At 70.7% G+C, this 12136-nt stretch carries 10 protein-coding genes and 1 pseudogene; 6 read left to right on the top strand and 5 right to left on the bottom strand.

What is annotated here, in order from left to right; translation table 11 throughout:
• Positions 1–239: 239 nt before the first annotated feature.
• Positions 240–1355, bottom strand: a complete 1116-nt coding sequence (locus tag ACIQRL_RS17435; protein ID WP_401332099.1) for a GNAT family N-acetyltransferase — start codon at positions 1353–1355, stop codon at positions 240–242.
• A gap of 473 nt (positions 1356–1828) precedes the next feature.
• Between ACIQRL_RS17435 and ACIQRL_RS17430 the strand changes: the two genes are divergently transcribed.
• The 3 genes from ACIQRL_RS17430 (at position 1829) to ACIQRL_RS17420 (ending at position 5993) form a co-directional block, all read left to right on the top strand.
• Positions 1829–3274, top strand: a complete 1446-nt coding sequence (locus ACIQRL_RS17430; RefSeq protein WP_401332097.1) for a glyceraldehyde-3-phosphate dehydrogenase — start codon at positions 1829–1831, stop codon at positions 3272–3274.
• 519 nt (positions 3275–3793) lie between these two features.
• Positions 3794–4960 (top strand): MFS transporter, encoded by a 1167-nt coding sequence (locus ACIQRL_RS17425; RefSeq protein WP_401332095.1) that lies wholly within the window; start codon positions 3794–3796, stop codon positions 4958–4960.
• A 256-nt stretch (positions 4961–5216) separates the two neighbouring features.
• On the top strand, positions 5217–5993 hold the full coding sequence (locus ACIQRL_RS17420; protein WP_401332093.1) for a maleylpyruvate isomerase family mycothiol-dependent enzyme: 777 nt from the start codon (positions 5217–5219) through the stop codon (positions 5991–5993).
• A 194-nt stretch (positions 5994–6187) separates the two neighbouring features.
• On the opposite strand, the gene ACIQRL_RS17415 is transcribed toward ACIQRL_RS17420, so the two are convergent.
• Positions 6188–6601: a MarR family winged helix-turn-helix transcriptional regulator gene (locus ACIQRL_RS17415; RefSeq protein WP_401332091.1), complete on the bottom strand. Its 414-nt coding sequence runs from the start codon at positions 6599–6601 to the stop codon at positions 6188–6190.
• 85 nt (positions 6602–6686) lie between these two features.
• On the opposite strand from ACIQRL_RS17415, the pseudogene ACIQRL_RS17410 reads away from it, so the two are divergent.
• Both ACIQRL_RS17410 and ACIQRL_RS17405 read left to right on the top strand, forming a co-directional pair.
• A pseudogene (locus ACIQRL_RS17410) lies at positions 6687–8218 on the top strand (MFS transporter).
• A gap of 87 nt (positions 8219–8305) precedes the next feature.
• Positions 8306–8641 carry a DUF6332 family protein gene (locus tag ACIQRL_RS17405; protein WP_401332089.1) on the top strand — a complete coding sequence of 112 codons (336 nt, stop codon included), beginning with the start codon at positions 8306–8308 and terminating at the stop codon, positions 8639–8641.
• On the opposite strand, the gene ACIQRL_RS17400 is transcribed toward ACIQRL_RS17405, so the two are convergent.
• The 3 genes from ACIQRL_RS17400 to ACIQRL_RS17390 form a co-directional block, all read right to left on the bottom strand.
• The gene (locus ACIQRL_RS17400) at positions 8602–9267 is read right to left on the bottom strand and encodes a response regulator (protein ID WP_401332087.1); all 666 of its coding nucleotides are present in this window, start codon (positions 9265–9267) and stop codon (positions 8602–8604) included. The two genes, ACIQRL_RS17405 and ACIQRL_RS17400, sit on opposite strands and share 40 nt — an antisense overlap.
• Positions 9264–10499 (bottom strand): sensor histidine kinase, encoded by a 1236-nt coding sequence (locus tag ACIQRL_RS17395; RefSeq protein WP_401332086.1) that lies wholly within the window; start codon positions 10497–10499, stop codon positions 9264–9266. The genes ACIQRL_RS17400 and ACIQRL_RS17395 overlap by 4 nt, the downstream gene beginning before the upstream one ends.
• Before the next feature lie 191 nt (positions 10500–10690).
• Positions 10691–11419, bottom strand: coding sequence for a TetR/AcrR family transcriptional regulator (locus ACIQRL_RS17390; protein ID WP_401332084.1), 729 nt, complete (start codon positions 11417–11419; stop codon positions 10691–10693).
• 230 nt (positions 11420–11649) lie between these two features.
• Here ACIQRL_RS17390 and ACIQRL_RS17385 point away from each other — a divergent pair, with 230 nt between their 5' ends.
• Entirely contained in the window at positions 11650–12099 is a 450-nt protein-coding gene (locus ACIQRL_RS17385) for a nitroreductase family deazaflavin-dependent oxidoreductase (RefSeq protein ID WP_401332082.1), read from the top strand.
• Positions 12100–12136 lie beyond the last annotated feature (37 nt).

The raw sequence follows: 12136 nt of genomic DNA, 5'->3' as shown, positions 1-12136 counted from the left end.
GCCCACGCCGTCCCAGGTGAGCCGTCACGCCTGGCCTCCTCGCCCGTGACGGCGCCGGAAGCGGCCCGCGTACCGGCGGCGAGGCACGGCGGGCGGCGCCCCGTGCCGCGCGGTCGCACGGGCCTACGGGCGCACGGGCGGGCGCGGTCGCACGGGTCGACGCGGGGCGTACCCGAGGGGCCTCCTCGCCCGATCCGCTCGGCCTCGGAGACCCCCTCGGGTGATGCCGGGCGCCCCTGTCAGCGAGGGCGCGGTACCGCTGCGCCGGATTCCGCGCGTCCCGAAGCACGCAGGGTGCCCACGGTCTTGAGCAGCCGGTCGGCCGGATCGCGGAGCGCGGGATGGGCGAGGACCGTGTTCCGCAGACCGCGTACGGGCCTGCGCCACAGCCGGTGCGCCGCCGCCACCGGATGGGGGCGGGCCGCGAACCCCTCGGCGACCCGCAGCTCACGGGTCTTGAGCCAGTCCTTGTACTCCTTGTCGCCGCGCCCCAGATCCAGCACGCTCACGCCGTTCCGGCCGGCCGCCTCGGCGGTCCGCAGGTGCATCATCAGACCGGGCGAGTACCGGTGGAACTCGGGGTCGTACGCGGTGAACCAGGCCGCGAGGACCGAGCGCGAGCGGGGTCCGAAGTGCGCGGCGACGGGCCGGTCCCCGGCGTAGAGCACGGACAGCACGCCGGTGAAGTGCTCCTCGCGGACGCCGAACAGATGGTCCACCAGGCCCACGATCCAGGGCCGCGCGAACCGGTCCATGCGTCCCGTCCTGCGGTACTGGGCCGACTTCCACTGCATGAGCGTGCGCAGCATCCGGGGGTCGCGCTCGTCGAAGACGAACCGCACCTCGCCCACGTCACGCCCGAGGCGCCGCTCCTTCTTCAGGGTCGTCTTCGCCTGGCCCGGATAGGCGCTGCGCAGCCACTCCGGATAGCCGCTGTCCCCCGGTTTCAGGTCCACGACGGGGGAGGCGAAGGTCCCAGTAACGTATCTTCCGAACGGCTTCTGCTCCTCGACGAGATGATCGAACTCGAAGATGGACAGCCCGCAGGCGCGCAGCACCTCCTGTGCGTCCCAGATGACCCCGGGGCGGTGGACGAGCGCCTGACAGTCGGAGAGTCCGAGGCCGATGGCTCTGCCGACGCCGAGCACGTTGCGTTCGTACGGCAGGAAACCGACGGGCTCACCGCCCTCGCGCAGCACCGCGACCTGCGCACCGCCGCGAAACCCGGCGACCCCCGTCGCGAACTCCGGCGCCAGGAACGGATTGGCGTATTCGGGCGACGCGTCCATCGCCCCGTGCCAGGCCTCGCGCAGCGGGGCGCCGAGGCCGTCGAGTCTGTGGATCGTGATCTCCACCTCAGATCAACCGCCCTTCCGTGGGCGCTGCGAGGGATGCACCGGTCACAGCACAGGCCAGTCGGGCGTGTGGATCTTTGTTGATGGATCGCATGGACGACAGCTCCCCCCATGACGCACTGTCCGCGTCCTGCCACTTTTCTGATTTTTGCCGTTCCGCACCGCACAAGGACTCGTCTCCCGGCCGGCGGCCGCGATCCGAGCCAAAGGGCAGGGGCTCAAACGTCGCGAAACAGTACGCACGCTGTCAAGGGTGCCTACAGCAACGAAAGAGTCCGGAACGGAAGATGGAGGCTTTGTCGTACTGGTGGACGACATCTGTCAGCCATATCGCGAGCCCCACGGAGGGCCGGACTCCGATGCTCGCCGGCGCCGCGGCGGACACCGCCTTCCGCGTAAGTGGACACCGCATGAACGATCAGAAAGTCGGTCCGGTTAGCATATGAGCGCCACCTAGCTCGAAAGATGATTCTGTGACTGTCAACGACGACGCGTTCACCAACTGGAAGACCCGCGAAGAGATCGCGGAGTCGATGATCCCGATCATCGGGAGGCTGCACCGGGAGCAGGACGTCACGATCCTCCTGCACAGCCGCTCCCTGGTGAACAAGTCGGTGGTGAGCATCCTCAAGACCCATCGCTTCGCCCGGCAGATCGCGGGCGAGGAGCTCTCGGTCACCGACACGCTGCCGTTCCTGCGGACGCTCACCACGCTCGACCTCGGTCCGTCCCAGATCGACATCGGCATGCTCGCCGCGACGTACCGGGCCGACGACCGCGGCCTGTCCGTCGAGGAGTTCACCGCCGAGGCGGTCGCCGGCGCCACCGGCGAGAACAAGATCGAGCGCCGCGAGGGCCGTGACGTCGTCCTCTACGGGTTCGGCCGCATCGGCCGCCTCCTCGCCCGCCTGCTCATCGAGAAGACCGGCTCCGGCAACGGCCTGCGACTGCGCGCCATCGTCGTGCGCCAGGGCGGCGAGCAGGACATCGTCAAGCGCGCCTCGCTGCTGCGCCGCGACTCCATCCACGGCCAGTTCCAGGGCACGATCACCGTCGACGAGGCGAACAGCACGATCATCGCCAACGGCAACGAGATCAAGGTCATCTACGCCAACGATCCGTCCGAGATCGACTACACGACGTACGGCATCAAGGACGCCATCCTCGTCGACAACACCGGCAAGTGGCGTGACCGTGAGGGCCTCTCGAACCACCTGCGCCCCGGGATCGACAAGGTCGTCCTCACGGCTCCGGGCAAGGGCGACGTCCCCAACATCGTGCACGGCGTCAACCACGACACGATCAAGCCGGACGAGCGGATCCTGTCCTGCGCCTCCTGCACCACCAACGCGATCGTGCCGCCCCTCAAGGCGATGGCGGAGGAGTACGGCGTCCTGCGCGGCCACGTGGAGACCGTCCACTCGTTCACCAACGACCAGAACCTGCTGGACAATTACCACAGTTCCGACCGTCGGGGCCGTTCCGCGCCGCTGAACATGGTCATCACCGAGACGGGTGCCGCCTCCGCCGTCGCGAAGGCGCTGCCCGACCTCAAGGCGCCGATCACCGGCAGTTCGATCCGCGTCCCGGTGCCGGACGTCTCGATCGCGATCCTCAGCCTGCGCCTGGGCCGCGCGACCACCCGCGAGGAGGTACTCGACTACCTCCGCAACGTCTCGCTGACCTCACCGCTCAAGCGCCAGATCGACTTCATCAGCGCCCCCGACGCGGTGTCCAGCGACTTCATCGGCTCGCGCCACGCCTCGATCGTCGACGCCGGCGCCACCAAGGTCGAGGACGACAACGCGATCCTCTACCTCTGGTACGACAACGAGTTCGGCTACTCCTGCCAGGTCATCCGTGTCGTCCAGCACGTCTCCGGGGTGGAGTACCCGACCTTCCCGGCTCCGGCGGTCTGAGCGAGGAGCGACGCAACGGTTCGCCGTCCGAGCGGGCGGGACGGCGAACCGCCGAGTCACGGAGGCGACCCGCGCATCCCATCCCATAGGGGTTCCGCGGGCCGCCCCTTTCGTTCACGGGGCCCGGCCCCTCGCTCCCAGGGCCCGCCCCCTCGTTCGCGGCACCTGACCCCGGCGCCCTCCCGTTCGCGCGCGAGACCTCGCCCCGCTCCCCACCCCGCCACGCACCGCACCGCACACAATCCCGCCACGCACCGGCACGTTCGCGGGACCGTACCCGGCCGGCCAGTGCGTTCGCGGGACGCCGCTCGGCCCGGCCGGCGCGCCTGTGGTGCCTCGCCCGGGCCCGGACCAGGGATTTCGCGCACCCCCGCCCGGCCCGGATCAGCGCGTCCGCGCAGCCTCGCCCCTCGCCTGCCGGCCCACCGCTTCCCCGTGCTGCGATCCCTTGCTCCGAGCGTGACAGCCATCTACCTTGAGTTTGTGCCGCAAATAAACAAAACAGTTCCGCACAGCGTTGTGCCGGATGGTTCCCTCACCCGACTCCGCATCACCCTCACCGCCTTCTTCGCCCTCGACGGCTTCGTCTTCGCCGGCTGGGTCGTGCGGATCCCCGCCATCAAGGCCCAGACCGGCGCCTCCGCCGGTGCCCTCGGCCTCGCCCTCCTCGGCGTCTCGGCCGGTGCCGTGATCACCATGATGCTGACGGGACGGCTCTGCCGACGGTTCGGCAGCCATCCGGTGACGGTGGTCTGCGGTGTGCTGCTGTCGCTGAGCATCATCCTGCCCCCGCTCACCCATTCGGTACCGCTCCTGGGCCTCGTCCTGCTGGTCTTCGGCGCGGCCTACGGCGGGATCAACGTCTCCATGAACAGCGCGGCCGTCGATCTCGTGGCCGCTCTACGACGCCCGGTGATGCCCAGTTTCCACGCGGCGTACAGCCTGGGCGGCATGCTCGGAGCGGGGCTCGGCGGGCTGGTCGCCGGGCAGCTGTCACCGACACGCCATCTGCTCGGGATCGCCGTCATCGGTCTGCTCGTGACCGGCATCGCGGGAAGCTCACTGCTCCGCCAGAACGTGCCCCCGTCGCCGGATCGCCCACAGGGTGACGAGCCCTCGGGACGATCGCGTGTCGATGTCCGCACCCGCGGCCTGGTCGTCGTCTTCGGGCTGATCGCGCTGTGTACGGCGTACGGCGAGGGCGCGCTCGCGGACTGGGGCGCGCTCCACCTGGAGCAGGACCTGGACGCGCCCCCGGGGATCGCCGCCGCCGGCTACTCGTGCTTCGCGCTGGCCATGACGGTCGGCCGCCTGAGCGGGACGTCGCTGCTCGAACGGCTGGGCCGGACCCGCACGTTGGTCGTGGGCGGCACGACGGCCGCGTTCGGCATGCTGCTCGCTTCACTCGCGCCGTCCGTATGGGCGGCTCTGCTCGGATTCGCCATCACCGGGCTCGGCCTCGCCAACATCTTCCCCGTCGCCGTCGAACGGGCGGGCGCGCTCGCCGGAGCGAGCGGGGTCGCCGTCGCCTCCACTCTCGGATACGGGGGCATGCTGCTCGGGCCGCCCGCGATCGGCTTCATGGCCGACTGGTACTCCTTGCCGACGGCACTCACGAGCGTGGCGGCGCTGGCGGCCGTGGCCGCACTGATCGGATTCGCGACGCGCCGCGCCGCCGTGGGGTGACGCGCCGCACCGCCGTGGGGTGAGAGGGGCGCGGAGGCACCGTACGAGGAACACGCGAGGTCGCGTACCGGTCCGCCCGCGCGCACAGGGCTCGCACGCGGGCATGCGAGGACGGCAGGAGCGGACGCGCTCGCGCGTGGCGCACGCGAGCGCGCGCAGGCGCTGGTGCTTAGCCCTGCGGGCCCCCGGGTTCGACGAAGCCGGATCCGCTCCCCCGCACTGCCGGGTACCGCCCCGCATCCGGCACACTCTCGGCATGGAGATTCGGGAGTTCGTGGAAGCCCTGGACCGGGAAGGCCGGTCGCTGGCCGCAGCCGCCGAGGAGGCGGGCGTCGACGCCGAGGTGGCCACCTGCGCGGGCTGGCAGGTCAGGGATCTGGTACGGCACACGGGCATGGTCCACCGCTGGGCCACCGCGTTCGTCGCCGAGGGACACACCTCCTACCACCCCGACGGCGGGCTGCCGGATCTGGACGACGACGAACTGCTCACCTGGTTCCGTGAGGGACACCGGCTGCTCGTGGACACGCTGGCCGGCGCCTCGCCGGACGTTCGGTGCTGGAGCTTCCTGCCGGCACCCTCGCCGCTCGCCTTCTGGGCGCGCCGGCAGGCTCACGAGACCACCGTGCACCGGGTCGACGCCGAGTCGGCGCTCGGCGGGGAGCCGACCGCCCTCCCGGCGGACTTCGCGGTCGACGGGATCGACGAGTTGCTGCGCGGATTCCACGCGCGCGAGAAGAGCAGGGTGCGCACCGAGGAACCCCGTGTGCTGCGCGTGCGCGCCACCGACCGCGCGGACGCCGTGTGGACCGTACGACTCTCGTCCGGGCCGCCGCAGAGCGAACGCGGCGCGCACGCGACCGCGGACCTGGGCACGGACACGAACGAGGACGTGGACGTGGACTGCGAACTCGCGGGACCGGCCGAGCGGCTCTACCTGGCGCTGTGGAACCGCGTGCCGTTCCCGAGCGTGACGGGCGACGCGTCGCTCGCCACCCTGTGGCGGGAGAAGTCCGGCATCACCTGGAGCTGACGCGCGCGCCCGGAGTCCGGTCCGCCCGGAGACGAGCGGCGGACGTCCGTCGCGCCCCGAGGTGACGGCCGCGGTCCAACGCCCGGGCCGAGCACACGCCGAACACGTACCGAACACGTACCGAGCACGCGCCGAACGGGATCAGAACGACCAGGAAGGCCGACACCGTCAACCCGGCGAACCGGACGGCCTGATCACCCGCCGGATGCCGCCGGGCCGCCCGCCAGCATCCGGGTGAGGACCGCACGCTGCAACGGCAGTACCTCGCCGTGCAGTTCGCGCCCTTTCGGCGTGAGGCACACGCGCACCCCCCGCCGGTCCTCGGCACACATCCCGCGCGTCACGAGACCGTCCTTCTCCAGGCGCCCGATCAGCCGGGACAAGGCGCTCTGACTCAGATGGACCCGCTCGGAGATCTCCTGGACACGGAAGGAGGGTCCGCCGTCCGCGGCGGTACCCACCGCCAGCAGGTCGAGGACCTCGAAGTCGCTGGCGCCCAGGCCGTGTCGATGCAGCTCGCGGTCGAGCTCACAGACGGTGCGGGCATGCACCGCCAGGATGTCGCGCCACTGGTCAACGAGCCCTTGCTCGGCATTCTCCGCCGCCATGCCCGCACCGTAGCAAAGAACCAGCTTTGTTGCATCGGAATTAAATGCACTTGCATTGAATGCATGTGCATGTACTGTCGCTGTCATGACCTCTCCGCTCACCCACGCCGTGCCCCAGGGGCGCTGGACCCCCCGGCTGTGGGGCACCTTGCTGGTGCTCTGCGCCGCGATGTTCCTGGACGCGCTGGACGTTTCGATGGTCGGCGTCGCCCTGCCGTCCATCGGCTCCGAACTCGACCTCTCCACCTCGACGCTCCAGTGGATCGTCAGCGGCTACATCCTGGGATACGGCGGGCTACTGCTCCTCGGCGGACGCACCGCCGACCTGCTGGGCCGCCGCCAGGTCTTCCTGGTGGCCCTCGGGGTGTTCGCGCTCGCCTCGCTGCTCGGCGGACTCGTCGACTCGGGCCCCTGCTGATCGCCAGCCGTTTCATCAAGGGGCTGAGCGCCGCGTTCACCGCTCCCGCGGGCCTGTCCATCATCACCACGACCTTCGTCGAAGGCCCGCTGCGCAACCGCGCGCTCTCGATCTACACCACCTGCGCGGCCACCGGTTTCTCCATGGGCCTGGTCCTGTCCGGTCTGCTCACCGAGGCGAGTTGGCGGCTGACCATGCTGCTTCCCGCACCCATCGCCGTCGTCGCGCTGATCGTCGGGCTGAAGCTCATCCCGCGCAGCGAGCGCGAGAAGGACCACCGCGGTTACGACATCCCGGGCGCCATCATCGGCACCGCCTCCATGCTGCTGCTCGTCTTCACCGTCGTCCAGGCACCCCAGGCCGGCTGGGGATCGGCCCGGACCCTGCTGTCCTTCCTCGCCGTCGCCGTACTGCTCACCGTGTTCGTCGGCATCGAGCGGCGCAGCCCCAGCCCGCTGATCCGCCTCGGCGTCCTGCGTTCCGGCAGCCAGATCCGGGCCCAGCTCGGCGCGATGGCGTTCTTCGGCTCGTACGTCGGCTTCCAGTTCCTGGTGACGCTGTACATGCAGTCGCTGCTGGGCTGGTCGGCCCTGCACACCGCGCTCGCCTTCCTGCCGGCCGGCGCGCTGGTGGCGCTGTCCTCCACGAAGGTGGGGGCCGTCGTCGACCGGTTCGGCACGCCCCGGCTCATCGCGACGGGCTTCGCCCTGATGGTCGTCGGGTACGCGCTCTTCCTGCGCGTCGACCTCGACCCGGTCTACGCGGCGGTCATCCTGCCGACCATGCTGCTGATCGGCGCCGCGTGCGCCCTGGTCTTCCCGTCCCTCAACATCCAGGCGACCAACGGCGTCGACGACCACGAGCAGGGCATGGTCTCGGGCCTGCTCAACACCTCCGTCCAGGTCGGCGGTGCGATCTTCCTCGCGATCGTGACGGCCGTCGTCACCGCGAACTCCTCCGACGGTTCCTCGCCCCAGGACGTTCTCGACAGCTACCGCCCCGGCCTGATGGTGGTGACCGGCATCGCCCTGGCGGGTCTGCTGATCACTCTGCCCGGGCTGCGGACACGGCGTCCGAAGGAGTCCGTGGTGATCGCCCGGTCCGCCCGGTCCACCGACTCCGCGCACTCCGGCCAGTCCGCCCAGTCCGCCCAGAAGGGGGAGGAGTCGGGGTCCGAGCGGGTCTCCGTCCGCGACTAGCAACTACCCAGCAACCAGCGGACAGCTCGGACGGACGCGCCCGGCGGGTTCCTTGCCCCGCCGGGCGCGGGCCTGTTGACTCGGCGGATGAGCAACAACGGCGAGAAGAGGGACAGTTACGCCGACTCCACCGAGGGGACGCACGCGTCGCGGACCCAGGCCCGGCGGGACGCGGTCACCGTCGAGATCGGATACGCCCTGGCCAGCGCGGCGTTCGTGGCGGCGTTGGCCTTCGGGGTCGTCACCGGGCCCGCCCTCTTTCTCAACCTGTCGGGCGGTGCGGTACGGGCGCCGGTCACCTCGGGTGGCACCCTGGCCGCCGCCCTCTTCACGCTCCGCGTGGCCACGGTGCTGTACCGCTTCCGCCAGGACGCTCCCGCGCCTCAGCCCAGCCAGCCCGGTCGCACCAGCCCCGACTCATAGGCGAGCACGACCAGTTGGGCCCGGTCGCGAGCGCCGAGTTTCACCATCGTCCGGCTGACATGGGTCTTGGCGGTGAGGGGGCTGACGACCAGACGGCGGGCGATCTCGTCGTTCGAGAGGCCGATGCCGACCAGCGCCATCACCTCCCTTTCCCGCTCGGTGAGTTCGGCCAGGGACGCGACGGACTCGGGCTCCTTGGAACGGGCCGCGAACTCGGAGATCAGCCGGCGCGTCACCCCGGGCGAGAGCAGGGCGTCGCCCTCGACCACCGCCCGTACCGCACGCAGCAGTTCCTCGGGCTCGGTGTCCTTGACCAGAAAGCCGGAGGCACCGGAGCGGATGGCCTCGAAGACGTACTCGTCGAGCTCGAAGGTGGTCAGCATGACCACCTTGACGCCCCCCAGGTCCGGATCGCCGGTGATACGGCGCGTGGCGGCGAGGCCGTCCAGCACGGGCATCCGGATGTCCATCAGGACGACATCGGGGCGCAGTTCACGGACGACGCGCACCGCCTCCCCGCCGTCGGCGGCCTCGCCGGCCACCTCGATGTCCGGCTGCGCGTCGAGCAGCGCCTTGAAGCCTGCCCTGACCAGTGACTGGTCATCGGCCAGCAGTACGCGGATCACCGGTCCTCCTTGACCTTCCACGGCAGTACGGCCAGCACCCGGAACCCTCCGTCGTCGCGCGGACCCGCCTCGATCGTGCCACCCAGCGCGGCCGCCCGCTCCCGCATACCCGCGAGCCCGTTGCCGCTCCCGCCCGCGTCCACGCCGGTGGCCGGCCCGTCGTCGTCGATCCGCAGACGCAGCGCGCCCTCCGCGTGATCGAGCCGCACCCGTGCGCGGCGCGACCCGGAATGACGTACGACGTTGGTCAACGCCTCCTGGACGATGCGGAACGCGGCCAGGTCGGTACCGGGTGCCGGTGTCGGGACCTCGCCCTCGATCTCGACCGTCAGACCGGCGCTCGCCGCCTGATCGACCAGTTCGGGGAGCCGGTCGAGCCCGGGGGCGGGCGCACGCGGTGCCTCGCCCGGCGCACGCAGGGTGCCGAGCACTTGGCGGACCTCGCCGAGCGCCTCCTTGCTGGCCGCCTTGATGGTGGTGAGCGCCGTGCGCGCCTGTTCCGGGTCGGAGTCCAGGAGCGCGAGGCCGACGCCCGCCTGGACGTTGATCACCGAGATGCTGTGCGCCAGTACGTCGTGCAGTTCGCGGGCGATCCGCAGCCGTTCCTCGTCCGCGCGCCGCCGGGCCGCCTGCGCGCGCTCGGCTCTGTCACGGCCCCACTGCTCACGCCGCGCGCGCACCAGTTCCGACAGCGCCAGCACGGCCACCACCCAGGTGGCGATGCCGATCTCCTGCATCCAGGAAGGAGGGCCGTCGCCCGTCGGCGGCAGCCGGTGGTACAGCCAGTGCCCGGCCACGAGATGCCCTGCCCACAACAGGCCGACCGCCGTCCAGGCGGCCCTGCGATGTCCGGCGACCACGGCGCTGAAGCAGCCCACCGCGACCGGGAGGAAGACCGGCCCGTACGGATATCCCGCGGCCACGTAGACGAGGGCGACCCCGGCGGTGCCGAACGCGACGAACACGGGGTACCGCTGCCGCCAGAGCAGCAGACCGGAGCCCACGAGAAGGAGCGCCCGGGAGAAGAAGTCCAGCGCGAGCCGGTCGCCGTGCTGGGCGTGGGCGGCGAAGTTGGAGCCGAGCAGCACGAACGCGGTCAGCAGCAACGTGGAACGCCACGGCCATCGGGCGCGGCGCTCCTCGTCGTTCCAGCGGTTCCACCCGGGCGGTCCGTGCCGCCACCACGGTGGACCGCCCCACGTCGGTGCCGTGGACGTGTGCTGCTCTTCCATGACCGTCACGCTAGACGGCCGACCACGGCGACGGCGTCCGCCGGGCGAGGTGATCACCCGTACTCCCCCCGGAGTACGGGTGCGGCGCAGGGCCCGAGGTACGGCAGGAGGTGCGGCACGGGGTACAGCACGAGGTATGGCACGAAGTACGGCAACGAGCAGGCGCGACGTAGGGCGCCGTTGACGCCGGGCTACGGCGAAGGCGGCCCACCGGCGGCAGCGCCGTGCTCCGGGTACACGAGCCCCACGTCGTGCGCGAGCCGCCCCACCGCATGCCGGAAGAACGGCTCACGGTCCTCCACGACCCGGTTGAACTGCCCGAACAACTCGAACCCGATCAGCCCGTAGAGCTGCGCCCACGAGGCCACCAGCGTCACGATCACCTCGGGCGGCAGATCGGGGGCGAGATCCGCGGACATCCGCTGCGCCTCGGTCTTCAGCTCGGCGGGCAGCGGCGTGCGGGCCACACCCTTGCCCCGATACGCGTCCCGGGTGATCCCGATCAGGAGCACGCCGACCCGCGCGGCCGCCGGAACGGTCTCCTGCGTCGCGACGTACCCGGGGACCGGTGTGCCGTAGATGAGCGCGTACTCGTGCGGATGCTCCAGCGCCCAGCGCCGCGCCGCCATGCACACGGCGATCCAGCGCTCGCGGGGGCCGGCGGCCTCGACCTCGGCGTGCGCGGACTCGGCGGCCTCGCCGAGGGAGTCGTAGGCGTCGATGATGAGCGCGGTCAACAGGTCGTCCCGGCTGGGGAAGTACCGGTAGAGCGCGGAGGAGACCATCCCGAGCTCACGTGCCACGGCCCGCAGCGAGAGCTTGGCAGCGCCCTCCGCTGCGAGCTGTCTGCGCGCCTCGTCCTTGATGGCGGCTGTGACCTCGATCCTGGCTCGGGCACGTGCCCCTCGCGCGGTGTTCATACAGAGCAGTGTCCCACGTTCAGAGCAGTGCACACAAAGGAGAGCAGCGATCCGAAAATAGATCAGCGCTCCGCGGAACGATCAGCGACCTGAACCCAAAGGAGAGCGGCGCACAAAAACGAGAGCGCTGCTCTTGCATTGGATCACCGATCCGATGCAGACTCTTCCCAAGCGAGAGCGGTGCTCACAAAAGAGATCGGCGCTCTCATCACATGCCTCGAGAGGTCACCGTGTCCACACACGTCCAGAAGCCGGGCTGGTTCACCGTCAACGTCTTCAACCGCGCCGTGGCCTGGATCACCAGGCGCGGCCTCAGTGTCTGGGGTTCCCGGGTGCTGGCCGTCCGGGGCCGCAAGAGCGGCGAGTGGCGCACGACCCCGGTCAACCTCCTCACCGTGGACGGCGAGCAGTACCTCGTCGCCCCCCGCGGTCATGTCCAGTGGACGCACAACATGCGGGCGGCCGGCGGGGGCGAGTTGCGCCTCGGCAAGAAGGTCGAGACCTTCACCGCCGTCGAGGTCGCCGACGACGACAAGGTCTCGCTGCTGCGCGCCTACCTCAAGCGCTGGAAGGCCGAGGTCGGAGTGTTCTTCGGCGGCGTGGGCCCCGACTCGTCCGACGAGGAACTGCGGCGCATCGCGCCCGACCACCCGGTCTTCCGGATCTCGGTCAAGGGCTGACGGCGGCCTCGGCCGTTCCCCCGCCGCCGCACGGCCG

Origin of the sequence: Streptomyces sp. NPDC091209, from assembly GCF_044757755.1 — a bacterium.
GTDB lineage: Bacteria > Actinomycetota > Actinomycetes > Streptomycetales > Streptomycetaceae > Streptomyces.
This window is presented reverse-complemented; position numbering and strand designations above follow the sequence as displayed.